Genomic DNA, 23,652 nt, shown 5'->3' on the forward strand with positions numbered 1-23,652 from the left:
AGGGGTGCATTGAAGTCTGCGACGTCCGTGTGTCCCTGCAACCCAGATGAGAGCGTTTTAGCTGTCAGGAACCGTTGATTGGTCCAGGTTCCGGCATGTGTCTTACAACATTCTCCTCAGCCCCCCAATATCCGCACTGCCCAGTACGCCGCGAAGCCGCCCAGTATTCCTGCTGCGAGGTGTCCACTTCGCCAGACGATCAGCCCGCCCACGGCGCAGGCGAACAGGCGGCGTGGCCACTCCGCACTGCCCAGCACCTCGGGAACGATCAGGGCGGCGATCACGCTGACCGGCACGAAGCCCAGAAAAGCCAGCCAGAACGGCGGCAGGTTTACCCGTCCCAGATTGAGGCCCAGCCAGCGGGCCGGGTAGGTTACGGCCCACATCAGCACGATCACGGCGACGACGCTCACAGCCCCGCCTTCTGCCTCTGGGCAGTCTGCTGTCCGGTCAGCCACGCTCCCAGCAGCGCGCCGCCAACGCCCGCCAGCAGGATCACCAGCCCGCCGGGCAGCACGCGCGACAGCCCCCACGCCACCAGCCCGGACGCCAGTGCCACCAACACGGTTACGCGTCCCCGCAGCATGGGCACCAGCAGGCCAAGAAAGGCCAGCGGGAAAATGACCCCCACGCCCAGCGCTTCCGGCGAGGGCAACACGGCGCCGCCCACCGCGCCCAGCAGGGTGGACGCGTTCCAGACCGTGTACAGGCTGAGTTCCGCGCCCAGCAGGTAGCCGAAGCTGGGGCCGTCCGGCTCCTGCTCCCCACGGACGGTGACCATCCCATACGATTCGTCCGTCAGAAACTGTGCGGCGATCAGACGTTGTGGGCGGCTCAGCTTGACTTGACGCGACAGACTCAAGCCGTACAGCAGATGCCGCGCGTTCAGGAGAAAGGTGGTCAGCACAATGCCGATGGCCGACGCTCCGCCTATCGCACCGTAACCTGCAAACAGGCCCGCCGCTGCAAATTGCGACGCGCCTGCGAACACGGTCAGGCTCATCAACTGCGTCTCCCAGACGCTTAGCCCGGAGGCCCGCGCCGTAACTGCGTAGGCCACTGCGAAGGGCACCATGCCCAACCACAGAGGCGTCATGACGCGGTAGCCGCGCCAGAACGCGGGCCAGAACGGCGAAACTGAGGCAGACCCAGGCATGCCCGGTAGCTTAGCGGTTGCTGATCCGGTCAGCGGAGGGCAAGCCCGTCTATGCTGCCAGCATGACCCGTCTGACCTCGCGCAACCGCAGCCGCCTCGCCCTGCCGCCGAGCGCCCGCTTCTGGCTGGGACTGATCCTGGCCTTGGTGCTGGGGTATCTGTTTGCACTGGCCCAGGGGTTTCTTGTGCGCCCGCCCCTGGTGATTGGCCAGGACGCCGTGCCTCCCTCTGGTCAGGCGGCGGGCGTGACTTCCACGTTGGAGAACGAGGACGGCGCGTTCATCGACATCAGGCCGAGCGGCGAGGTTAATGCCTTGCTGGTCTATTACCCCGGCGGTCTGGTTCGTCCGCAAGCCTACGAATGGCTGGGCCGCGCCCTGGCCGCGGCCGGCGTGCAGACCGTCATTCCAGTATTTCCCCTCGATCTGGCCGTGACGGGCATCAACCGCGCCGACGCCCTCATCCGGAAATTTGGCGAGGGCAAGACGATCATCATCGCGGGCCACTCGCTGGGCGGGGCGATGGCCGCGCAGTATGCCAGAGGTCATACCGATCAGGTCAGTGCCCTGATCCTCATGGGTGCGTACCCGGCGGGCAATGTGAATCTCAAAGACACCCGCCTTCGGGTGCTGTCGCTGCTGGCCGAGAATGACCGGGTGGCCGAACCCGACGCTGTGCGGGACGGTCTGAACCGGCTGCCTGTTGACGCCCGATTGACGGTGATTCCTGGTGCGGTCCACAGCTTTTTCGGGCGCTACGGCCCGCAGAAGGGTGACGGCCTGCCCACCGTGACCCACGCCGCCGCAGAGGCGCAGATTCTGAAGGCGGTCAGAGTGTTCTTGAACGGCCTTCCGGCAAGGTAGCGATGCGCTCCCCGCCCGAGTAGACCGTCAATCGCCCCTCGCGCACGAAGCCGCACAGGGTTACGCCGAACGTGGCCGCTGTGTCTACCGCCAGCGACGTTGCTGCCCCCACGGCCACCACCACGCACACTCCTGCCGTGACGGCCTTCTGAGCAATTTCAAAACCAGCGCGGCTGCTGACCACCAGCAGGTGACCTGAGAGCGGGAGGAGGCCGCGCAACTGCGCCCAGCCCACCACCTTGTCTACCGCGTTGTGCCGCCCCACATCCTCGAAAGCGCACAGGAGTTCTCCGTCCGCGGTGAACAGACCCGCACCGTGCAGGCCCCCAGAGGCGGCAAATCCCGGCTGACGCTCCAGCAGGCGTTCGGGCAAGGCAGCCAGCAGTGCCGGCGATAGATTTCCTCCGGTCCAGACCACCGACTGTGACCGAACGGCCAGCCGTTCAATGCTGCCCGAACCGCAGACCCCGCAGGCGCTCGACGACACGCTCAGGCGCGCGCCTCTTGAGAGCCGTTCATATTCGGCAGTGTGGAGCTGCCAGACATTCGGGTTCTCCCTCTCTGGGAGGAGTTCCAGGCTGTTGGGCAGCAGTCCTTCCGACACCAGCCAGCCGAGGAGCAGTTCACGGTCTTGCCCCAGCGTCCGCATCAACACGCCCAGGGTGATGGGTGATTTGGGCGTGTGCAGACGGAGTTCCAGGGGTTCTTCTCCGGCGATGGGGTCTTCCCGCGCCGTCCACTCCCCCGATGTGAAGAGGCGCACTGGACGGCTCGAACCTGGAATTTCATCGTCATGCACGGCACTTCACGGCGATCCTCGGTCAGCCCTCTCTGCCCTAGAGCCGCCCTGCGTCTCGTCCCGGCTCTCGCGCAGCGCCCAGCCTACACCCCTGAGGACCGCGAAGATGGCCCCCAGCGCCAGTTGCGCGTCCCGGCCGCGCAGCAGCCCGGCCAGTTCCCACCGTGCGGCCGTCTGGGTGCGGATGATCATCCCGGCCCGCACGGGCGTTCCGCACGCTCGCCCAATCCCTCCATCGAGTTCTACCGTGCAGGTGGCACACGTCTGAATCGGCCCTAGTTGCGGGTGATAACACACCTGGGCGAGCTCCATCCGGGCGCGATTGGTGGCGTCGATCAGCGGCTCGCCGACAAAACTGTCGAAAATGGCCCCATCGATCTGAATGCGAACGGTCGGCCCGGAAGCAGGGAGAATTGGTCCCAATTCCGCCCTCTGACCGGCGTCGGTGGGAACGGGCAAATGATCCGTCTGTCGCATCCTCGGAGCCTCCCAGCACTGTTGAATTCCTCCGGAGTATAGGAGTCTCCCCACGCTAGAACCTGGCCGGAGCTTACGGAAACCGGAGCTAGTGTACCGTCCGAAGGTGCACGCGGCGCTGTTTTCAACCCTGTGCAGACGGCAAAATACCGGGGATGCCCGCCGCCTCACTCCCGCTTCCCGCCGACGGGCTGCCCGCACCAGACGCCACCTCCGCCGAATTGCTGCGGCTGGTTCACGGTGCGCCGCCGCATGTGCTGGAAGCGGTGGCCCGCCACCCCAACACTCCGGTCACGTTGCTGGGCGAACTGGCCCTGGGCTACGCAGAGGCGGTGCTGGACAATCCTGCCCTGCCGCTGCTGCGGCTGGCGCAGGCAGGCCACATCCGCGCGTGGTCCGGACTGGCCGTGTCCAGGCTGGCGGCAGTGGACACCGCGCCCGAATGGGTGCAGGAACTGGCGATGCGCCACCCGGACCGCCAGGCCCGCTGGGCCGTGGCGGGGCGGGCGCGGCTCAGCCAGGAGCGGCTGGCACAGCTGGCAAACCGTGAGGAATGGCAGCTGCGCGCGGCGGTGGCCCAGCACCCGGACCTGAGCGAGGAACTCGTCGGGCGTCTGTCCACCGATCACGAGTACGGGGTGCGTCTGGCCCTGTCGGCCAGGCCTGACCTGCCACCGCACGTCCTCGATCGCCTCCGCAAAGATCCTCACCCGCTGATTCGCCGCCGCCTGCAGATGCATACGCCCCCGATGACCGGCACGGGCCGATGAGCGGCGCGGATTCCCCCACTACAGAGTCCTCCCTCACCCTGCGCCAGCCGATCATCTTTCTGGACGTGGAAACGGGGGGGCGCGATCCCGCCCGTCACCCGCTGCTGACCATCGGGGCGGTGACGCTGGGCGTGGACGGTGGGCTTTCCCGCCCGATCCATCTGCTGGTGCAGCATCGCGAGTACTGCGTGGAACCCGGCGCGCTGGCCGTGACGGGCATTGATCTCCTGGAACATGACCGCGCCGCCCAGCCACCCGAGGAGGTGGCCGCCGCCCTGCGCGAGTACGCGGCTAGCGTGGGCCGCGTGATGCTGGGCGGCCATAACTTCGGCTTCGACCTGCGTTTTCTGCGTCCGCTTCTTCCGGACCTGCGCCGGGTGTTCAGAAGCAGTTACGTGGACACCAAGCTGACCGCCCAGTTCCTGATTCACGCCGGCGTGCTGCCCCACGGTGTCGGTACCCCGCTGGCGCAGCTGACCGAGCATTTTGGCATCGAGTACGCCGCGCACAACGCGCTTGAGGATGCCACGGCGACGGCGAAGGTGTACGTCGAATTGCTCAAGCTGGTGGGGCCAGCCGCAACGTCCAGCTGACGAACAAGCGAGTCTTCTAGGGCCTACAGCACCAGAACGCCGTGATGTTTGGCCTTGTCCTGCGGCTCCACATGAATCGTGGTACTGCTGTCGGGCATCTCTGCACGGATCGCGTCCTCCAGACGGTCACAGATGGTGTGCGCCTCCTGCACCGACATCTCGCCGGGCACCACCATATGAAACTCGATAAACGCCAGCCGCCCGGCGTGGCGGGTGCGCAGGTCGTGCATCTCCAGGGCGCCGTCGCCGTGTTCCCTCATGATGCGGCGAATCTGGCTCTCGGTCTGCGGATCCACAGCGGTATCCATCAGGCCGCCGACACTCTCGCGCACCAGGCCGAAGCCGCTCCACAGGATGTTGACGGCCACCAGCAGCGCCAGCGCCGGGTCCAGCCAGGTCAGGCCGGTCAGTTTGGCCGCCGCGACGCCCAGCAGCACGCCCACACTGGTCAGCACGTCGGCTCTCAGGTGCCGCCCGTCGGCCAGCAGCGCCGGAGAGCGCAATTCGGCCCCCGCACGCAGCAGTCGCGTGGCCCACAGCGCATTGATCAGCCCGGCCCCCAGGTTGACCAGCAGCCCCGCGTAGGGTGCGTCGAGTTCGCGCGGACTCAGCAGCCCCCCAATGGCCTCGCGCCCGATGCTCAGGGCAGCCAGCACGATCAGCACGCCCTCGGCTACCGCGCTGAAGTACTCGGCCTTGGTGTGCCCGTAGGGATGGTTCTGGTCGGCGGGCCGGGCCGCCACGCGCAGCGCAATCAGGGCGGCCAGGGCCGCCGCCACGTTCACTACGCTCTCCAGCGCGTCCGAGTACAGCGCCACGCTGCCGGTCATCAGGTAGGCCACGAACTTCAGGCCCAGCACCACCAGCGCCACCCCCACGGTCCACAACGCCAGCTGTGCCGCGCGCCCCGCGCCCCTGGGCCGTGACGTGCTTTGGGGAGAGGAGGTCACGCTCATCCCAAGAGGCTAACAGGGTTAGGTGCGGCAAAAGGCGTGGTGGTGCGGAGAACTGACTGAGGAACAGGTGGGCCAACAGCTTCAGGATCGCACCAGTTATCACGCTGTCCCAGGTTTGCGAGAACAGCTCCGCACTCTTCATGAAGTGCCGATCTGTTGGGGGGAGACTCTGGAAATTGAAAGAGGAAAATGACCGCCCATACGCACGTCAGCCGCTCGTCATGCTGCTGATCGTAAGCTGAAGCACCATTAACGTTGCTCCCTGCCCCACTCATGGCCCGTCATGTTGCCCGGCTTAGTCTGCGTCTCGGAGGTACCACCCGTGAAAAAACTCTTGATGATCCCCGCAGCCCTGCTGCTGTCCACCGCCGCCGCCGCTCCCAAGATCAGCGCCCAGAGCATTATCGTCAACCCCACCCAGCCTGACCTGAGCGTCAGCGTCCGCGTTGATAAGGATTCCAGCGGCGCGCAGAACCCCGCTTACAAGGTCGGCGAGAAGGCCGTGATCAGCGCCAGCGTCAACCGTGACGCCTACGTCTACCTGTTCAACGTCAACCCCGACGGCAGTGTGGACCAGATCCTGCCCAACCGCCTGAGCAGCGATAACAGCAACTTCGTCAAGGCCAACACCACCCGGAGCTTCCCCGCACCCGGCGACAACTTTACCTTCGACATCGCTGGCCCCATCGGCCAGAACAAGGTGCTCGCGCTGGCCAGCCTGACCGAACTGAACCTGAGCCAGATCAGCTCGTTCAAGACCTCGCAGGATCAGTTCGCCACCGTCAACGCCAAGAACCAGGCCGGACTGGCGCAGGCCCTGAGCATCGTGGTCACGCCCATCCCTCAGAACTCCTGGGTGTCTGACACGGCCTTCTACACCGTGGCCGCGCAGAACCCAGTCAGCACCGGCAGCCTGTTCGTGGGTGCCAACGTGGACAACGCCACCGTGACCCTGAACGGCCAGCGGCTCGGCGGCGCGAACGTGACCTACAACAACCTGCGCCCCGGCAGCTACCCCATCCGCATCCAGGCCCCCGGCTACCGTGACATCTCGACCACCGTCGCCATCCGCGCCGGCGCCACCACCAACGTGAATGCCGAGTTCGTCGCGGTCACGCCTCCCGCCCCCAGCACGCTGACCATCACCATCCGCAGCAGCGTGAACAACGCCCGCGTGTTCGTGGACGGCCGTGAAGCCGGGACCATCAGCAACGGCAGCCTGAACGTGCAGGTGGACCGTGGCAGCCACGAGATCGTGATGATCGCCCCCGGCTACCGCACCTTCCTGAGCACCTACAACGTGACCACCAACGGTCAGATCACCATCAACCCCACCCGCTAAGCTTGACCTGTGCTTGTGATGCCCCGCCTCGTTGGCGGGGTTTTTCGTGTTGAAGCGACGCCGCAGGCGTGTCCTGATGTTCTCCGGCGTTTACAGCGGCCCGTCCGTCAGCAGATCGTGCAACACCCGCGCGGTCATGCCCCAGATGTCGTGACCCTGCCAGGGGTAGCGGTACAGTACCGCAGGCCGTCCGTCTGGCATCTGGCGGGTTTCGACGATAGGCCTCAGCGCCCGCAGCTCCGAGAGTGGCGGCAGCAAAATCTGGGTGACCTCGCCGGAGAGCCTCAAAATGGGCCGGGCTGGCACGCGTGCCAGCACCGGCGTGACATGAAAGCCCGCCGGGGTGAAGACGTCGTCCAGTTCACCCAGCACGGTGATTTCGGCGGGGTTCAGCCCCACTTCCTCCCACGCCTCGCGCACGGCCCCCTCGGTCACGCTTTCCCCGGCCTCCAGGCTGCCGCCCGGAAACGCGATCTGGCCCCGGTGGGTGGGCAACTCGGCAGACCGTACGGTCAGTAGCACGCGTGGGTCTGCCTCTCGGGTCAGGGCCACCAGCACGGCGGCGGGGCGGTATTCCGGCAGATGCAGCGGCTGACGGCGGCGTCCGGCGAGCCAGCCGGCCCAGGGGTCTGGGGCCGGTGCATTGGACTGGTCATTGAGCAGCGAGACGTCCAGGGGATCGGTGCCGTGTCCATCGCTCACGGGGCGGCGGCCTCGTCCGGCAGGGCCTGCAGCGTGCGCGTGGTCTGGTCCCTCAGCGCCAGTTCGGCGTCCACACCCTGCGAGCGTGCCCAGGCCACCACGGCGGCCAGCACGTCCGCCACCCCTTGCGGCGAGTCGGAAGCTGCTTCCAGAATGGCCGCGATGCGTTCCCGGTCACCCGTGACACCCGCTAGCTTCTGCGCCGCCGCCTCTCTAGCCAGCGCCCCCAGTGCTGCTGGCACCCGGTCCAACGCCCGGCGGGTTTTGCCGCCCTGCTCGGCCGCCTTGATGGCCTGCCAGTTGCTCACCACCTCGGCGCTGCCACTGACCTGCACATCGCCGAAGACGTGCGGGTGCCGCCGCACCAGCTTCCGCACGACACCCTCCTCCACATCTGTGTAGCTGAAGGTGCCCGCTTCCTCGGCAATCACGCTGTGGAAGGCGACCTGCAGCAGTACGTCGCCCAGCTCCCCGGCCAGCTCCGCCGGATGCCCGCCATCAATGGCGTCGACCGCCTCGGCGGCTTCTTCCAGCAGGTATGGGCGCAGTGAGACGTGGGTCTGCTCCGCGTCCCAGGGACAGCCGTCCGGGGCCCGCAGGCGGCGCAAGGTGTTCAGGAGGTCCTGCATGCGGCCCACTGTAGCGCCTCCGTTCTGGGACTGGGTGGGCGTCCTGCCGCTCAGCACGCGCCTCATCCCCACTTCACGGCCCATCAGGCCGGATGTGCTGCACTGTGGGCATGACCTCCCGAACCCTTCTCACGCCCGCCGCTCTGCTGACCACCCTGCTGGTATCCGCTCAGGCCCAGACACCTGCCACACAGTCTCCCGCTGGGCCGCTGTCCGCGGCCTGGAGCAAAGCCCGGCTGTCCACCGCCACCTTCGTGATTCTGGACCCGCAGATGGTGGGCCCCAATCTGCTGGGCGGCAGCGACCAGACCAGCGTTCTGGCCGCCATGCGCCGGGATGCGGCGGGCGCCCTGAAGCGGCGCTATCCGGGAGCCACAATCGGCAAGGACATGGCCAGCCCGCAGGCCATTCGCGTGACCCCGGTGTTGCAGACGCCCGGCGCTCTGTTGCCCTGGCTCAAGCTGAATGCACGGCTGGATTTCACCCTGCCCGAGGGAGAGCGGATCAGCGTGGGACAAGATTTCACCCTGTGGAGCGTCTACCAGCATCAGGCGGAGGCGGCCAACTTCGTGTACGACCAGTTGGCCCAGCGGCTGCCCTGAGCGGGCGTCTTTTAAGATCAGCGGGCCTCAGACGCCAGGGTTGAGCCCGGGAAATTTCTGCCCTTGAATTTTCCGTAAGGTCAATCCCCCATCCGGTGTAGCCGCACATTTTTGCCACACGGTTGGTTTTTGAGCGCTATCTTAAATTTCGATGAGCAGAAGAACATATTTAACACACTGCATCGGCATCAGTTTGCAGCGCCGAGTCGGCTGGGTGGTCGCGGCTGGGCTGATTGGGACAGTGGGCGCCGGGGTGGTGGATCCCGTGCCGACCGGGTTGATGATGGGGGCTGCGGCTCTCTCAGGCCTGAGCGCTTTGGGCATCGCTATGAATTCCTACCTGCGGCACTCGTCGGACGTGGAAGCACAGCCCTGGTACACGCGCTGAGCAGTGGTGGACGCCGCCCCCTCAGGCTCACAGCCCCGTGGAATTTAGCTCGCCTTGTGATTCGGGACTCCTGTGCACCGGCGTGTTAGCGTCGGGAAATGACTGACCAGACAGCACAGCAGGAGGCAGGTACGCGCGGCAGCGCCTTTGTAACCGGGGCCAGCAAGGGCATTGGCTACGAGGTGGCGCGCGCGTTGACGGCGGCAGGCTATGCCGTGACCATCACCAGCCGAGACAAGGGGGAGATCAGCGAGGCTGCCCGCAAGATTGGCGGTCAGGCGCGGGGCGTGGTCTGCGACGTGCGGGACCCGGCGGCCCTGGAACGCGAGGTTGCCGCCCACACCGACGCCTTCGGTGGCCTGGATGTGCTGTTCGTCAACGCCGGGGTCGGCAACTTTGCCAACGTGGCTGACATGAGCATCGAGCAGTGGCAGGACGTGATCGACACCAACCTGTCGGGAGCCTTTTACACGGTCAAGGCGGCCATTCCGGCCCTCAAGAAGCGGGGCGGCTACATCTTCACGCTATCGAGCCTTGCGGGCAAGAATCCGTTTGCAGGCGGCGCAGCCTACAACGCCAGCAAATTCGGCCTGAATGGTCTGTCAGAGGTGTTGACCCTGGACCTGCGTCAGCACGACATCAAGGTGACGCAGATCATGCCCGGCAGCGTGGCGACACACTTCGGCGGGCACACGCCGTCCGACGCCGACGCCTGGAAGATTCAGCCGGAGGACATCGCGCAGCTGACAGTGGACCTGCTGAATATGCCCGCACGTACACTGCCCAGCCGGGTAGAAGTGCGCCCCAGCAAGCCACCAAAGAAGTAACTCTGGCCTGGACGGACTCGTTTGGAAGAACGGTTCGCCCAGGATTGAACTGTTGGAAGATGCCGGGCGATTTTTCTGCGCCCGGCATCTTCCTGTGGAGGTCAGCGATCCGCTGTGTATTTCGCCCATATCCGCCAGGGGAGTCGGCGGGCCACGCTGACCTTGGATGCGCGGGGTGCAGTCATGAGGATCACCCCTCGGCACCTTTGCTAGACTGCGGGGCGTGTATACCAACCGCCGCGCCCATTACGAGTACGAGTTGCTGGAGCGCTTTGAGGCGGGTATCAGTCTGACCGGCAGTGAGGTCAAGAGCATCCGCGCCGGAGGCGTCGATTTTCGTGATGCCTTTGCCCGACTGGCAAACGGCAATGTCGATCTGGAAGGCCTGTACATCCCGACCTACACTGAGGCGACATACAACAACCACGAGCCGCGCCGCACCCGCCGCCTGCTGCTGCACCGCGAGGAGATCGCCAAGATGAAGCGCGGTCTGGAGCAGAAAGGCTTGACCCTGATTCCCACCCGCCTCTACGCCAAGGGCCGCTACTTCAAAGTGGAACTGGCCCTGGCCCGGGGCAAGAAGCTGCACGACAAGCGCCGTGCCGAGGCCGAGAAGACCGTGCAGCGGGAGCTGCGCGCGCTGTGAGGCGGATACCGTTGGGGCAGTGGGGACGACAACGCAGGAGCGCAGGCAGCCGCGCCGGCATGTGGCGGTCCTGGCCCCTGCTGGCGGCGGCGCTGCTGCTGGCCGGCCTGGCGGGCGCGCAGATCACCTACGGCAAGCTGAATCTGGCCGGACAGCAGGTGCAGAGCATCGGCCTGTACGGTGCCGAGTACATCAATGGGGATGTGCTGGGGCGGTTGGTCAACGTCACCCGCGACGGGCAGGTGGTGCGCGTGACCGGGCTGGGCCACACGCTGCTGGTTCCGATCGATCTGGACCAGCAGCGGGCCACCACGGATTTCAATACCGTGCAGATCGATACGCGACGTATCCAGGCTCCGGCGGCCACGCTGGTCAACGGCAATCTGTACCTGCCCCTGTCCACGCTGGCCACTGGTCTGGGGGCCAAGTATGAGCAGGGGCAGCTGACGCTGGCGCAGCCGGAGTTGCTGGGCGTGAGCAGCCGCGCTGGTCAGAACAGTGACCGGCTGGTGCTGGACCTCAGTCGTGACGTGACACTCACCGATGAGGCGCGCGGCAGTCGAGTCGTGGTCCGTCTGCGCGGCGTGAAGGGCGAGGCCCGCAAGTACACCACGCGCGGGGCCTTTCTACCGTCCGCTGAGGTCAGCCGTGATGGGGATGACCTGATCGTGAGCGCGCCGATTACCGCCGCGAGCGGTTACCGCGTCTACAAGGTGGTCCGTCCTTCCGGTACGCGGGTGGTGTTGGACCTGGGGCCAGGCATTCCGCGCGGCAGTCCGGCCATTCTGGAACGGGTCACGCGACCGCTGATCGTGCTGGATCCGATCAAGACCGCCGGAATTGGCCGTGACCCCACCCTGGACGTGGCCCGCCGGGCGGCGGAGATGCTGACCAAGGCGGGCTGGCAGGTGCAGGTCACGCGCGACACCGCCACCGCGCTGAGCCGCGACCAGAAACAGCAACTGGCCCGCCAGAGCGACGTGTATCTGGCCCTGGATCTGGGCCGTTTTCCCGGCTCGAACCGTGGCGGCGTGACGGTGTACGAGCCGACGGGCCGAGCGCCGTCGCAGCTGGTCAATGGCGTGCGGGTGGGCGCGGCGCTTCCCTACGGGTCGCTGGTGGTGGGAGACACGGGAGGAACGCGCCGGCTGAGCGAACTGCTGCGTGGCGAACTCAAGGGCGGCAACATCACAGCGGGACAGGGCAGCCTCTCGCGGGTCATGACCCTCAGTGAGGCCCCCCAGGCTGCCCTGCTGCTGGAACTGGGCTGGGCCAGCAACTCCAAGGACCTGGCGAACCTGAGCGTTGAGCGTCGTCTGCAGGCGCTGTCGGTGGCGGTGGCCCGCTCGGTGGCTACGTACCTGACGGCCCGCGCCAACAACAATGCCAATATCAGTGCCGCTGTTTCCGGCGCGGCGGGGGTCGGACAGTGATCCGCCGCCTGTTCTCGCTGTTCAACGTGATCAGCGTCGTGCTGCTGGCCGCCGCGCTACTGGCGTATCAGGCGGTGCAGAAACCGCCCACGGCGCCTGAAGCGCCCAGACTGCAACTCGCCGAGCGCACCGCCATGAAGGTGCAGGTGTACTTCACCGATCCGCAGGTCCGCGCCATGAAGGCCGAGACCCGTACGGTGCAGGTTACGCAGAGCAATCCCCGCGCCGTGGCCCAGGCGGCCCTGAATGTCTGGGCCACGGGTCCCAGCAACTCCGCCAATCTAGCGGTGGTGCCCGCGGGCACGGCGGCCCCCAAGGTCTACCTGCGCGGTCCGCACTATTACGTGGACCTGCCCGCCGCCTACGCTGGCTTGCGTTACGGCCCCAGCGGCGAGCGCATGCTGCTGTGTACGCTGACCCGTACCCTGCTGGCGACGCGCGGCGACGATGTGACCTTCATCCTGAACGGCCAGCCGGTGGACACCCTGGGCCAGATTGATCTGCGCAATCCGTTTACGCGGCAGGACTGCGCCGATGAGTAGGCCGATGTGTCGCAAGGGGGAAGGTCCATCGGTCTGACGGTTTAACCTCGCAACCGCCTGAAAGTTAGGGGGGCGGACGCCTCGCTTTTTTGACGGTTGGACAGTTGGACGGTCTGACGGTGTAACACCTCAACATGCTGAGAACCATTACCTTGCAGGGCTTCAAGAGCTTCGCCGAGCGCACCCGACTGGAATTCGGCCCCGGCGTCAGTGCCGTGATCGGACCCAATGGCAGCGGCAAAAGCAACGTTGTGGAGGGTCTGCGTTGGGTCACGCACGGCGCGCGCGCACGCGAACTGCGGGCTGGACGTGGCAGCGAGCTGATCTTTCATGGCAGCGGTGGCAAGGCGCCGCTGGGGCTGGCCGAGGTGCAGCTCGAATTGCAGACCCCCGAGGGCCGGGTTAACCTGTCGCGGCGCATCTACCGCGACGGCGCAGGTGAGCAGGACCTGAACGGGCGGCCCGTGCGTGCCAGGGACGTGCAGGCCGCGCTTCGCGGCACCGGGCTTGGGCCGGGCGGGCTGGCGGTGATCGGCCAGGGCGAGGTCGGCGGCGTGGTGGGCGCGGAGGGCCGCACGCTGCTGGGTTACGTGCAGGAGGCCGCCGGGCTGTCCCGCGCCGTCAGCGCCCGCCAGGAGACCGAGGCCCGGCTCAGGGAAGCTGACAGCCATCTGGCCCAGTTGCGCCTGTTGCTTGATGAGCGCGAGGCGGCGGTGTCGCGGCTGGAACGCGCCGCCAGTCAGGCCCGTCGCTGGCGCGAACTGAGCGCGCGCACGCTGACGCTGGAGGACGCCCTGAAACGCGAGCGTCAGGCAGCGCTGGCCCGCGAAATTGCCGGAGCGCGGACGGAGACGGCGCAACTCGAACTCCAGAGTGCGGCCCTGGCTGCCGAGGTTCAGGTGGCCGCCGTCGGTGTGGAGACCGCCCGCGAGGCCGCTCAGGACGCCCGCGCCCGCCGCGACGCGTACGCTGGAGCGCTGGACGCCCTGCGGGCCGCCCGCGACGCCCACGCCCAGGCTGAGCGCTACCGCGTTCACCTGCGCGGCGAGGCCGACACTCTGGCGGCGGAACTGGGGCGCCTCCCCACCGCCGCTCCGGCTCAGCCCGCTCCCGATCTGGACGCGCTGGAATCGGCGTCGGACCGAATTCGCGCCGATGCCGAGGCTGCCGAGCGCCGCGTCCGCACCCTGGACGCCGAACTGACCCGCGCCCGTACGCAGGCCGCCCGCGCCGCCGAGGGGCAGGCCCGCAGTGAGGCCAGCCGCGAGACCCTGCATGCCGAACTGGAACGCGCCGAGGGCAATCTGGAGAGGGCCTCGGAGGATCTGAAAGCCGCCGCCGAACGTCTGACTCTCTCGCAACAAGCCCGCGAATATGCTGAGGGGCAGTACGTCGCGCTGGCCGCCGAACGCGAGGCCGCCGTGAGCCAGGAACGCCATCTATCAGGTGAACTGGCCCGCGTCAATGCCAGTGTGGCCCCCTTGCGACGCGAACGCGAACGCCTCGAGAGCACGCTGAACAGCTACGCCCGTTACGGCGAGGGCGCACGCAATGCGCTGCGGCTCGACCACCCCGGCATCGTGGGCTCGGTCGCCGATCTGCTCACTGTGCCTGCTGAATTCGAGACCGCCATCGGCGCGGCGCTGGGGCGGCGGCTGGAGCAGGTGGTGGTGGAGCGTGCTGACGACGCCCGCAGCATCATCGAGGAGCTGAAGCGTTCAGGGGGGCGGGCGACGTTCCTGCCACTGGACCTGATTCGTGCGCGCCCGCGCCGAGACGCCACCTTCCTGCACGAACCTGGCGTGGTGGGCAATCTGGCGGACCTGTGCCCCAGCGATCCGCCCCTGGTGGGCCAAGCGATTCTGGCCGACACCCTGGTGGTGCGGGACCTGGGCGCCGCCAACCGGATTGCCCGCTCGCATGCAAACCGCCCACGTCTGGTCACGCTGGACGGCGAACTGGTGGAGCCGGGCGGGGCAATCACCGGGGGCCGCTTGCGCGACAGCGGCGCGGGCGTGCTCGGGGATCAGCGCCGCTTTCAGGAGCTGGAGTCGGAACTCGCCGAGGCCGATACGCTGGGCGCGCGTTTCTCGGCGGAACTCGAGCGGCTGAAGCAGACGCTGGGGAGTGGGAGTGAGCGTCACGATCAGTTGCTGGCCGCCCGCGAACGCGCCGCTCGCGAGGAACGGGACGCCGAGCGCCGCGTGACCGAACTGACCGCGCAGACCCGCAGCCTGAATGAAAATCGGGACCGCCTGCTGGCGCGGCTGGGACCGGAGGTAGAGGTCAGCCCTGCGCCGGAACTCCCGGACGTTGAAGCCCTGGAGACCGAACTGGCCGCCGCCCGGCACGTCGCCGAGACGGGCCGGGCAAGCGAGCGTGAAAGTGCCGAGGCCCTGGCCCTGGCCCGCGAACTGACCGCCGCGTGGAGGGCGTTTGAAACGGCCCAGACCCGTGCGGCGGACCTGCGGCTGCGCCTGGACGCCAACGCCGCTGCCAGCGCCACCCAGGACGCTCATCTGAGGGCGGCCGCCGCCGAACTCGCGCGCCGCGAGGCCGCGCTCGGTGAGCTGGACGAAACCGAATTTTCCCGCGCGGAGGCCGCCCGGGAGGCCGCCGCCCTGGCCTATTCCAACCTGATCGGCCACCAGAACAGGGTCCGCGCCCGCCTTGATGACCTGCGGGTGCTGATTGCCCGCCGCGAGGGCAGTCTGGAGCCCATTCCCGACGGTTGCGTCCCGTCCGGCACTCCACGCGAATGGACGGCGGAACTGAACCGCGTCCGCGCTGAGCTGGAGGGACTGGGCACCGTCAATGCCCGCGCCGAGGCCGACCACGCTGCCGAGCTGGCTGAGTTGCAGACCCAGCGTGCCGAGGCCGAGGACGCAGGCAGCGCCACCGCCGAGCTGCGCGCCCATCTGAGCGAATTGCAAGATGCCGAGGGCAAGGCCACCCAGGCGGCCTTCGCCCGCGTCAACGCTGCCTTCCGCGAATACAGTGCCGAGCTGCTGGGCGGCGAGGGTGAACTGGAAGGCGAGAGCGACGATTCGGGCCGCCTGACCGGATTGAGGCTGGCCGTGCAGCCCAAGGGCAAGCGCACCCGCAACCTCAACCTGCTGAGTGCTGGGGAGCGCACGATGGCAGGACTGGGCTTCCTGTTCGCGCTGAATCACGCCGGAGGCGACGGCGCCAGCGTGGTTGACGGTGCGGGCGGGCTGCCCCTGGCCGTGCTCGATGAGGTGGACGCCCCGCTGGACGAGGCCAACATCCGCCGCTTCACCGCCTTCTTGGAGCGCTTCAGCGCACGCGGCGCGCAGTTTCTGCTGGTCACGCACCAGAAGGCGACGATGGAAGTCGCCACCGCCTTGTGGGGCGTGACCACCGATGGCAGCGGCGCCAGCCGGGTCCTGAGCATCCGTCAGTCCGAGGACGGTGCGCGGCGGGTGATGGTGGAGGGTTGAGAACAGGCCGGTCTACGTAGGCGTCCTCCCGAAACCGTCCAGCTCGAAGGTGCTGAAGCTCAGCCACAGCGCCACGGAAATATTTATCACGTTGGGTGGCGGTCCCGTCCATGGAAGGTACAGGGATACTGCCGGAAGTGCTGGAAGATCTGTCGTTGGGGCTAGGGGTGGTCAGATCGAGGGGATGGAGCATTCCCTCGATCTAATGGCAGACTAGGGGCCAGCCAGCGAAACCAGCCCGCTGTTCCTGCGCAAAATGGCCGACCCCCCCGAGTCCGCCAGAATGCTCAAGGCAGCCTGAGGCTAGTTTTGCGACAATGGGGGCATGAATACTCCCACTCCGCAACAGGCGCTGACCGAATTCCTGTCCTGCTGGCAGAAGCGGGATTATTCCAGCATGTCGCGCCTGCTGCCCGCGCAGGGAACGCCACCAAAAAAGCAGACCGTCAAGGCCACCAGGGAACTGTACGGGAGCCAGAAGTTAACCGATTTCAGCCTGCTGGCCGCCCGTGACACAGACCCCGCCGCCACCAATCTGGACGTGGAACTGCACTACCGCGAGGCCGGGGAACTGGAGGTCAAGCGCTGGCGGTTCCGCATGGTCTACGTCAACGACGCCGGGCAGCCTGTGCCACGCAGCCACCCCTCGGGGAGCTGGAAACCGTACCTCCGGCGCGTGTTGCCGGACCCGCCGGCATTGAAGGCCTGAGCTGTGCTCAAACACCGAGAAGGGGGCAACAAAGCGCAGCTTGCCTTGTTGCCCCCTTCCTGAACTCCGCCCTGGCAGCGTCTTATTTCTTCTTGCCCGTGGGCACCGCGACGGCCAGATCGGCGGCGGTGATCGGGTGTTCCTGCGCGCCGAAGCCGGTGGCAGCCAGCGCTCCGGCAGCGTTGGCGGCGCGCGCACTCTCGGCCATGCTGGCTCCCGACAGGACCGCGTGGGCGAAGGTGGCAGTAAAGGTGTCGCCCGCGCCTGTGGAATCCACCACCACGGCGCCTTCGGGCGGCACGGCGTCCACCAGCTCGGTCTCGGTGGGGGTCCAGATGATGCTGCCCATCTTGCCCACCTTGACCACCACGCGCTGCGCCCCGGCCTCGCCCAGCTGCTTCAGGGCGGCGCTGATCGAGCGCGTGCTGGTCAGCGCCTGAAGCTCGTGCTGGTTAAGCGTCAGGTAATCCGAGCGCAGGGCCACGTCGCGCAGGCCAGTGCCCACCTTGTTGACCGCCCCGGTGCCCAGATCGATAAAGACGGGCACGGATTTCTTGGCGTTCCGGGCGTACTCGACCGCCTGCAGCGTGAACTCGCGCTGCGGTCCCTCAATCAGGCCGTAGGCGTTCACGATCAGTGCGTCGCTGCCCTCCACGTCCTTCTTCTTCAGTTTGGCCGGGTCCAGCTGCCGGTTGGCCGCCCCGTCGCTGATCATGGTGCGCTGGCCGTCTGAGGTCTGCATCAGGGTGATGGTGCTGGTCAGGTGACTGGCACTGCGCTGAATGGCCGCCTCACTCACGCCGCTCTCGCGCACGCGGCTCAGGGCGTAATCGGCGAAGGGGTCATCGCCCACGCAGGCCGCCAGCGTGACGGTGTGGCCCAGCCGAGCCAGCGTCACGGCGATCGTGCCGCCCGCGCCGCCCGGCTTCATGCTGGCGCGCAGAGGCGTCATCTCCTCGCCGGGCCGGGGCAGTTTGTTCAGGTGGTACAGGTGGTCAACGGTCACGTCGCCGATTACGTAGAACTTCAAGGGAAAACCTCCGGGGCGGACCCCGTGTAGAGAGCGAGTTGACGCTGGAACGTGAACGTGGGCATGGATCCACAGGAAAGGCCCGGACAAGCGAGGCGGAAGGCCCCATCGGCAAGGGGTTCAAGCGGACAGCTCACGGTCATGGAATCGTTGCCATTACCCTAGCACGCCCAGCCGCCCGGCCAAGTCCCGCAGGGCGTCCAGCGGCACGTCCTCGGCCCGTACGTCCGGGCGCAGGCCTCCTGCTGCCAGCGCCGCGTCAATGGCTGCCCCGTCCTGGCCGAACATTCGCAGGTTGTTGCGCAGCGTCTTGCGCCGGTAGGCCAGCGCCGCCTCCACAAACTTGAGCAGGGCGGGTGGAGGTGGCGGCCGGGAGCGGTCAAAGTCCAGCCGGATCACGCTGCTGGTCACGTCCGGGGCCGGAAAGAAGGCCCCTTTTGGCACGTCCCGCACATGCTTGACGCTACCGTACAGGGACGCCAGGGCCGTGAGGAAGCCGTAATTGTCCTCACCGGGCCGCGACGTCAGCCGCTGCCCGACTTCCTTCTGCACCAGCACCGTGGCCGACACGATGGCGGGCGCATGCATGAAACGCGACAGCAGCACGCCGGTGATGTAGTAGGGCAGATTGGCGATGACGCGCGTGCCTTGCGGGAGCGAGGAATAGTCGAACTCCAGCGCGTCGCCCCAGACCACCTTCACGTCCAGCCCGGCCAGCGTCTCGGCCAGTACCGGGCGCAGCTTCTGATCCTTTTCCAGCGCCGTGACGTGCGCGCCGCGCGTGGTGATCTCACGGGTCAGCACCCCCAGGCCCGGCCCGACTTCCAGCACCGGCGTGCCCTGGGCCGGGCTTCCCGCCAGTCCGGCCTCGGCAATGGCGCGCAGGATGTTGCCGTCGATCAGGAAGTTCTGGCCCAGGCTCTTGGTGGGTTTCAAGCCATGCTGGGTCAGCAGTTCGCGCACCCGAGCGGGCGAGTACAGTGGGGCGCTGGACTGAGGCGGATGGGGGGTGGCATTGGTGGGTGGGTCAATGGTCATGGGGGCAGGGTCTCCGTGCGGGCGGCCCGCAGGGGAACTGTCAGGGCGAATCAGTATACCTGCGAGGTGCCCGCTGACAGGGCCCACGGTGCAGGTGACCCAGTAGAACACGCTTTTCTGGACGCGCGCTGAGTTGGCCGGTGCCAGGTCCTTCTCAGCAGGGCAGCAGGTTTCCGGTTGGCGCAACAAGAAGCCCGGCGGTCCCTCCAGTGGTGACTGCCGCGCCCCACCCGTCTCCGCTACCATTGCCCCCATGTCTGTCCAGCCTCCCACCCTGCCCATCGCCGAGGTAATTCCGGCGGTGCGCGCGGCCCTGGCGGCGCACCCGCTGGTGGTGTTGCAGGCTCCGCCGGGGGCGGGCAAGAGCACGGCATTGCCGCTGGAATTGCTGCATGAGGACTGGCTGGCCGGGCAATCGGTCATCGTGCTTCAACCCCGGCGGGTGGCGGCGCGGGCGGTGGCCTCACGGCTGGCCGAGGGCTTGAATGAGGCGGTGGGGCAGACGGTGGGCTACCGCGTACGCTTCGAGTCGCGCGTCTCGGCGCAGACCCGCCTGGAAGTCGTCACGGAGGGCATCCTGACCCGCCGGCTGCAGCGTGATCCCGAGTTGTCGGGTGTCGGTCTGGTCATTCTGGACGAGTTCCACGAACGCAGCCTGAATGCTGATCTGGCCCTGGCCCTGTTGCGCGAGGTGCAGGGGGCGCTGCGGGATGACCTGCGAGTCCTCGTAATGAGCGCCACTCTGGACCCGGACCTGCCGGCCCGCCTGAACGCCCCGCTGGTGGAGAGCGCAGGCCGCGCCTACCCGGTAGAGGTGCGTTACCTGCCGACAGACCCGGTGGGGCGCGTGGAGGACACCGTGTCCCGCCAGGTTCGGCAGGCGCTGGCCGAGGAGGAGGGCGACGTTCTGGCCTTCCTCCCCGGCGTGCGCGAGATTCGCGGGGCCGCCGCGCAACTGGCCGACACGGGCGCGCTGGTGCTGCCGCTGTACGGCGATCTGAGCGTCCGGGAACAGCGCCGTGCCCTGCTGCCCGATCCGAAGGGCCAACGCAAGGTGGTGCTGGCGACGAGCATTGCCGAAACGTCACTGACCATCGACGGCGTGCGGGTGGTGGTGGACGGCGGCCAGAGCCGCACCCAGGCCTTCGATCCGGCCACGGGCCTGACCCGCATGGTCACCGGGCGCGTCCCCCGCGACAGCGCCGCGCAGCGGGCCGGACGCGCCGGCCGCACCGCGCCGGGGGTGGCCTACCGGCTGTGGTCCGAGCGCACTCAGCCGCTGCTTCCCCCTACGCGTCCCCCGGAAGTGCTGGAAGCCGATCTTGCCCCGCTGGTGCTGGAACTGGCCGCCTGGGGTACACCGGACCCCGCCGATCTGGCGTGGCTGGACGCGCCGCCCGCCCCGCGTGTGCAGACGGCCCGCGCCCTGCTGCGCGGTCTGAACGCTTTGGACAGCGCGGGCCGCGTGACCCCGGAAGGCCAGCGCCTCCTGGAGTTCCCCACCCATCCGCGTCTGGCCCATCTGCTGACGGGCGGGGCGCAGGCGAGGCTGGGACCGCTGGCCGCCGATCTGGCCGCCCTGCTGGAAGAACGCGATCCCCTGCCTCCCGGCTCGGGCGCGGACCTGACCGAGCGGGTGGCGGCGTTGCGGTTTTGGCGGGCCGGGCGGGGGGGCAGGGGAGACGTGGCCGTGCTGGAGCGTGTCGAGCGCCTGTCCAGGCAGTGGCGCAGCTTGCTGGAGCTGAGGGCCGACAACACCGAAGCGGACCCGTATGACCTGGGTGGGTTGATTGCCCTGGCCTACCCCGAACGGCTGGCCCTGGCGCGCGAGGCGGGGCCGGGCGGCGTGCGGGGCCGCTTTTTGCTGGCGGGCGGTCAGGGCGTGGCGTTGCCAGAGGGGGACGCCCTGGCCGGGGCACCGGCGCTGGCGGTGGCCCACCTGGACTCCCGCACGGTGAACCCCGGCAATGCCGAGGGGCGCATCTATCTGGCCGCGCCGCTGGCGGAGGCCACCCTGGACGCCCGCGCCCAGTGGACCGAAGCGGTGCGCTGGGACGCCCGGACGGGCACGCTGCTGGCCCAGCGTGAACGCCGCGTGGGGGCGCTGATCCTCGAAACTCGACCGCTCAAAGACGTGCCTGCCGAATTGCGGGTGGAGGCGCTGGCCGGGGCCATCCGCGCTGAGGGTCTGCACCTGCTGAACTTCGGGCGCGAGGCCGAAAGCTTGCGCGCCCGCGTGCAGTCGCTGCGCTACTGGCAGCCGGACGGCGACTGGCCTGCCCTTTCCGCCCCGGCGTTGCTGGACACGCTGGAAGACTGGCTCGGCCCCTTCCTCGGCACGGCCCGCACCCGCGACGATCTGGGCCGCATCAACCTGCTGCCCGCGCTGCAGGCGTTGCTGCCATGGCCGTTGCCGCAGCAGCTTGAGGATCTCGCGCCCACGCACGTGACCGTGCCCAGTGGCAGCCGCATCCGGCTGGAGTACCGCACCGACGGTTCGCCGCCGATCCTGGCGGTCAGGCTGCAGGAAGTGTTCGGTCTGGCCGACACGCCCGCCGTGAACGCGGGCCGCACGCCCGTCCTGCTCCATTTGCTGTCGCCCGCCGGGAGGCCCGTGCAGGTCACGCAGGACCTGCGGAGCTTCTGGAACTCGTCGTATTTCGAGGTCCGCAAGGACCTGCGGGGCCGCTACCCCAAACACGCCTGGCCAGATGACCCCTGGACCCACGCCCCCATAAAGGGCACCCGGCGGCGGGGCGGCTGAAACTCTGGTCTCCCTTAGTCGCTGCCGCGTATGCCCCGCTGGGCTGGCGGCGAGCGCGATTCGTCCTCCAGCTCATCCGCCCGCATCTGCCGTCGGGCCGGGTGCTGGACCTGGGCGCGGGCACCGGGCACACCGCGGCCCTTCTGGCCCAGGAGGGCTGGCAGGTCACGATGGCCGACGTTCACCCCCACGCCGGGGCGCTGGGGCAGCGGCTGGTGGCGCATCCCATCGCCGCGCGACTGAGCCGCGAGTTCGGCCTGCCGCGCGTGCTGTACGACGGTCTGACCGTGCCGTTCGCCGATGGATCTTTTGACGTGGTGCTGCTGGCCTTCGTGTTGCACCACTGCCCCGATCCACTGGCCGTGCTGCGCGAGGCGAGGCGGGTATCACGTGGGCGGGTGCTGGTGCTGGAAGATGGGGACGAGGCCCACCCACCGCGCCGTCTGGAGCGCGTGACAGACGCGCTGATCAACCTGGAAATCGGCCACCCGCATAGTGAACGCTCCCGCTTCGATTGGCTTGTCCTGTTCGATGCCGGTGGCCTGGGTGTAACGCACGAGCGCGGCTTCACCTCCTGCTTCGGCGGCCTGCCGGGCAGGCACCGGCTGTACGTGCTGGATGTCCTGTAATGTGACCTGATGACCACGCCCTGCTCCCGGCGTGGTGAGCCGCGCCAGACCTCTCGTTCCCGGCCGAACCGGTGTTCCGATTCCGGCCCGCGCCCTGATGTCTCACCCAAGGATTCCTTATGACTGACAAACGAATTGTGCTCGCTTTCGGTACCCGCCCAGAGGCCACCAAGATGGCCCCGGTGTACGCGGCGGTGGCCGCCCAGCCCGGTCTGCACCCGCTGATCCTGTCTACCGGACAGCAGCGCCAGATGCTCGACGGCGCGCTGAACGTGTTCGGCCTGACGCCGGACCGCGACCTGAACGTCATGACCGAGCGCCAGACCCTCGCGGACCTGACCGCCCGCATCGTGCCGCAGGCAGGCCGCATGCTGCGCGAGATGGGCGCGGATCTGGTGCTGGTCCACGGCGACACCTCCACGTCGTTCTGCGTGGCCCTGTCTGCCTTCTACGAGGGGATCCCGGTCGGGCATGTCGAGGCTGGCCTGCGAAGCGGCGATCTACGCGAACCCTTTCCGGAGGAGGCCAACCGCCGCCTGACCGGCGTCCTCAGCGCTCTGGATTTTTCTCCCACGTCTGGCAGCCGGGCCAACCTGCTGCGTGAGGGCAAGACAGAGGCCGGCATCTTTGTGACCGGGCAGACCGCCGTGGACGCCGTGCGCGAGGTCGCCGGACGGGTGCCACTGCGCCCCGCATGGCAGGCGCGGGTGGACGCCGGACAGCCCCTGGTCACCGTGACCATGCACCGCCGCGAGAACCAGCCCACCATGCGCCAGATGGCGCAGGCGCTGGCGAACGTGGCCCGGGCCCATCCGCAGCACCATTTCATCTACCCGGTCCACCTCTCGCCCGCTGTGCAGGAAGCGGTACGTCCCGTGCTGGAGGGGGTGCCCAATTTCGAGCTGACCGACCCGCTTGATTACAGCGATATGGCCCCGCTGATGGCCGCCTCCGTGCTGCTCGCCACCGACAGCGGCGGCCTGCAGGAGGAGGGCGCGGCCCTGGGCGTGCCGGTGGCGGTCCTGCGCAATGTCACGGAGCGTCCGGAAGGACTGGAAGCGGGTGTGCTGAAGCTGGCGGGCAATGACCCGGCGCAACTTGAGGCCGTCCTGAATGGCTTGCTGGACAGCCCGGCAAGCCTTCAGCAGATGCGTGAAGCCCGCAACCCCTACGGTGACGGGCAGGCGGCCGGGCGCATTGCGCGGGCCATCGCGTGGCACTTCGGCCTGGGCGAGCGCCCGGCGGACTGGACCTGACGATCGACACTGAACCCGCTCTCCCGGCGCGTATGATGTG

Annotated in this window: 24 protein-coding genes; 14 read left to right on the forward strand and 10 right to left on the reverse strand. The window is 67.9% G+C overall.

Annotated features, from left to right (window positions below):
• Positions 1 to 116: 116 nt before the first annotated feature.
• Together HNQ08_RS07840 and HNQ08_RS07845 are read right to left on the reverse strand one after the other, a co-directional pair.
• Positions 117 to 413 carry an AzlD domain-containing protein gene (locus HNQ08_RS07840; protein ID WP_184129503.1) on the reverse strand — a complete coding sequence of 99 codons (297 nt, stop codon included), beginning with the start codon at positions 411 to 413 and terminating at the stop codon, positions 117 to 119.
• Positions 410 to 1,156: an AzlC family ABC transporter permease gene (locus HNQ08_RS07845; RefSeq protein WP_184129506.1), complete on the reverse strand. Its 747-nt coding sequence runs from the start codon at positions 1,154 to 1,156 to the stop codon at positions 410 to 412. The genes HNQ08_RS07840 and HNQ08_RS07845 overlap by 4 nt, the downstream gene beginning before the upstream one ends.
• 62 nt (positions 1,157 to 1,218) lie before the next feature.
• Between HNQ08_RS07845 and HNQ08_RS07850 the strand changes: the two genes are divergently transcribed.
• Positions 1,219 to 2,019 (forward strand): alpha/beta fold hydrolase, encoded by an 801-nt coding sequence (locus tag HNQ08_RS07850; RefSeq protein WP_184129509.1) that lies wholly within the window; start codon positions 1,219 to 1,221, stop codon positions 2,017 to 2,019.
• Here the strand turns inward: HNQ08_RS07850 and HNQ08_RS07855 are convergent.
• Complete coding sequence (locus HNQ08_RS07855) at positions 1,985 to 2,818, reverse strand: formate dehydrogenase accessory sulfurtransferase FdhD (protein ID WP_229789986.1); 834 nt, start codon at positions 2,816 to 2,818, stop codon at positions 1,985 to 1,987. The genes HNQ08_RS07850 and HNQ08_RS07855 overlap by 35 nt on opposite strands.
• Positions 2,819 to 2,824: 6 nt before the next feature.
• Positions 2,825 to 3,295 carry a 2Fe-2S iron-sulfur cluster-binding protein gene (locus tag HNQ08_RS07860; protein ID WP_184129512.1) on the reverse strand — a complete coding sequence of 157 codons (471 nt, stop codon included), beginning with the start codon at positions 3,293 to 3,295 and terminating at the stop codon, positions 2,825 to 2,827.
• Between the two features lie 155 nt (positions 3,296 to 3,450).
• Here HNQ08_RS07860 and HNQ08_RS07865 point away from each other — a divergent pair, with 155 nt between their 5' ends.
• Positions 3,451 to 4,065 carry a hypothetical protein gene (locus HNQ08_RS07865; RefSeq protein ID WP_184129515.1) on the forward strand — a complete coding sequence of 205 codons (615 nt, stop codon included), beginning with the start codon at positions 3,451 to 3,453 and terminating at the stop codon, positions 4,063 to 4,065.
• Entirely contained in the window at positions 4,062 to 4,658 is a 597-nt protein-coding gene (locus HNQ08_RS07870) for a 3'-5' exonuclease (RefSeq protein ID WP_184129518.1), read from the forward strand. The genes HNQ08_RS07865 and HNQ08_RS07870 overlap by 4 nt, the downstream gene beginning before the upstream one ends.
• Positions 4,659 to 4,681: 23 nt before the next feature.
• Here the strand turns inward: HNQ08_RS07870 and mntE are convergent, their stop codons facing one another.
• Positions 4,682 to 5,614, reverse strand: a complete 933-nt coding sequence (gene mntE / locus HNQ08_RS07875) for a manganese efflux transporter MntE (RefSeq protein WP_184129521.1) — start codon at positions 5,612 to 5,614, stop codon at positions 4,682 to 4,684.
• Between the two features lie 322 nt (positions 5,615 to 5,936).
• Here mntE and HNQ08_RS07880 point away from each other — a divergent pair, with 322 nt between their 5' ends.
• The gene (locus tag HNQ08_RS07880) at positions 5,937 to 6,956 is read left to right on the forward strand and encodes a DUF4384 domain-containing protein (protein ID WP_184129524.1); all 1,020 of its coding nucleotides are present in this window, start codon (positions 5,937 to 5,939) and stop codon (positions 6,954 to 6,956) included.
• A gap of 90 nt (positions 6,957 to 7,046) precedes the next feature.
• Here HNQ08_RS07880 and HNQ08_RS07885 read toward each other — a convergent pair whose 3' ends face one another.
• Positions 7,047 to 7,658 carry an NUDIX hydrolase gene (locus HNQ08_RS07885; RefSeq protein ID WP_425321338.1) on the reverse strand — a complete coding sequence of 204 codons (612 nt, stop codon included), beginning with the start codon at positions 7,656 to 7,658 and terminating at the stop codon, positions 7,047 to 7,049.
• Positions 7,655 to 8,287 (reverse strand): MazG family protein, encoded by a 633-nt coding sequence (locus HNQ08_RS07890; RefSeq protein ID WP_184129527.1) that lies wholly within the window; start codon positions 8,285 to 8,287, stop codon positions 7,655 to 7,657. Before HNQ08_RS07890 ends, HNQ08_RS07885 begins: the two co-directional genes overlap by 4 nt.
• A gap of 110 nt (positions 8,288 to 8,397) precedes the next feature.
• Between HNQ08_RS07890 and HNQ08_RS07895 the strand changes: the two genes are divergently transcribed.
• The 7 genes from HNQ08_RS07895 (at position 8,398) to HNQ08_RS07925 (ending at position 16,895) form a co-directional block, all read left to right on the forward strand.
• The gene (locus HNQ08_RS07895; RefSeq protein ID WP_221284067.1) at positions 8,398 to 8,889 is read left to right on the forward strand and encodes a hypothetical protein; all 492 of its coding nucleotides are present in this window, start codon (positions 8,398 to 8,400) and stop codon (positions 8,887 to 8,889) included.
• 486 nt (positions 8,890 to 9,375) lie between these two features.
• Positions 9,376 to 10,104, forward strand: coding sequence for an SDR family oxidoreductase (locus HNQ08_RS07900; protein WP_184129530.1), 729 nt, complete (start codon positions 9,376 to 9,378; stop codon positions 10,102 to 10,104).
• A gap of 214 nt (positions 10,105 to 10,318) precedes the next feature.
• Positions 10,319 to 10,750, forward strand: coding sequence for an SsrA-binding protein SmpB (smpB, locus tag HNQ08_RS07905; RefSeq protein WP_184130353.1), 432 nt, complete (start codon positions 10,319 to 10,321; stop codon positions 10,748 to 10,750).
• A 59-nt stretch (positions 10,751 to 10,809) separates the two neighbouring features.
• Entirely contained in the window at positions 10,810 to 12,183 is a 1,374-nt protein-coding gene (locus tag HNQ08_RS07910) for an N-acetylmuramoyl-L-alanine amidase (RefSeq protein WP_184129533.1), read from the forward strand.
• Positions 12,183 to 12,725, forward strand: coding sequence for a GerMN domain-containing protein (locus tag HNQ08_RS07915; protein WP_184130357.1), 543 nt, complete (start codon positions 12,183 to 12,185; stop codon positions 12,723 to 12,725). Before HNQ08_RS07910 ends, HNQ08_RS07915 begins: the two co-directional genes overlap by 1 nt.
• A gap of 134 nt (positions 12,726 to 12,859) precedes the next feature.
• The gene (locus tag HNQ08_RS07920; protein ID WP_184129536.1) at positions 12,860 to 16,186 is read left to right on the forward strand and encodes an AAA family ATPase; all 3,327 of its coding nucleotides are present in this window, start codon (positions 12,860 to 12,862) and stop codon (positions 16,184 to 16,186) included.
• Between the two features lie 325 nt (positions 16,187 to 16,511).
• The gene (locus tag HNQ08_RS07925) at positions 16,512 to 16,895 is read left to right on the forward strand and encodes a hypothetical protein (RefSeq protein WP_184129539.1); all 384 of its coding nucleotides are present in this window, start codon (positions 16,512 to 16,514) and stop codon (positions 16,893 to 16,895) included.
• 82 nt (positions 16,896 to 16,977) lie between these two features.
• Here HNQ08_RS07925 and HNQ08_RS07930 read toward each other — a convergent pair whose 3' ends face one another.
• Entirely contained in the window at positions 16,978 to 17,925 is a 948-nt protein-coding gene (locus HNQ08_RS07930) for a carbohydrate kinase family protein (RefSeq protein WP_184129542.1), read from the reverse strand.
• 156 nt (positions 17,926 to 18,081) lie between these two features.
• Positions 18,082 to 18,963 carry a 16S rRNA (adenine(1518)-N(6)/adenine(1519)-N(6))-dimethyltransferase RsmA gene (gene rsmA, locus HNQ08_RS07935; RefSeq protein ID WP_184129545.1) on the reverse strand — a complete coding sequence of 294 codons (882 nt, stop codon included), beginning with the start codon at positions 18,961 to 18,963 and terminating at the stop codon, positions 18,082 to 18,084.
• 253 nt (positions 18,964 to 19,216) lie between these two features.
• Between rsmA and hrpB the strand changes: the two genes are divergently transcribed.
• On the forward strand, positions 19,217 to 21,727 hold the full coding sequence (gene hrpB / locus HNQ08_RS07940; protein WP_184129548.1) for an ATP-dependent helicase HrpB: 2,511 nt from the start codon (positions 19,217 to 19,219) through the stop codon (positions 21,725 to 21,727).
• Positions 21,728 to 21,741: 14 nt separating this feature from the next.
• Here the strand turns inward: hrpB and HNQ08_RS27310 are convergent, their stop codons facing one another.
• Entirely contained in the window at positions 21,742 to 21,912 is a 171-nt protein-coding gene (locus HNQ08_RS27310; RefSeq protein WP_229790016.1) for a hypothetical protein, read from the reverse strand.
• Between HNQ08_RS27310 and HNQ08_RS07945 the strand changes: the two genes are divergently transcribed.
• Both HNQ08_RS07945 and wecB read left to right on the forward strand, forming a co-directional pair.
• Positions 21,832 to 22,356, forward strand: a complete 525-nt coding sequence (locus HNQ08_RS07945; RefSeq protein ID WP_229790012.1) for a class I SAM-dependent methyltransferase — start codon at positions 21,832 to 21,834, stop codon at positions 22,354 to 22,356. The genes HNQ08_RS27310 and HNQ08_RS07945 overlap by 81 nt on opposite strands.
• Before the next feature lie 119 nt (positions 22,357 to 22,475).
• Positions 22,476 to 23,612: a non-hydrolyzing UDP-N-acetylglucosamine 2-epimerase gene (gene wecB / locus HNQ08_RS07950; RefSeq protein ID WP_184129551.1), complete on the forward strand. Its 1,137-nt coding sequence runs from the start codon at positions 22,476 to 22,478 to the stop codon at positions 23,610 to 23,612.
• Positions 23,613 to 23,652: the final 40 nt, after the last annotated feature.

The sequence above is a fragment of the Deinococcus humi genome, from assembly GCF_014201875.1.
Lineage (GTDB): Bacteria > Deinococcota > Deinococci > Deinococcales > Deinococcaceae > Deinococcus > Deinococcus humi.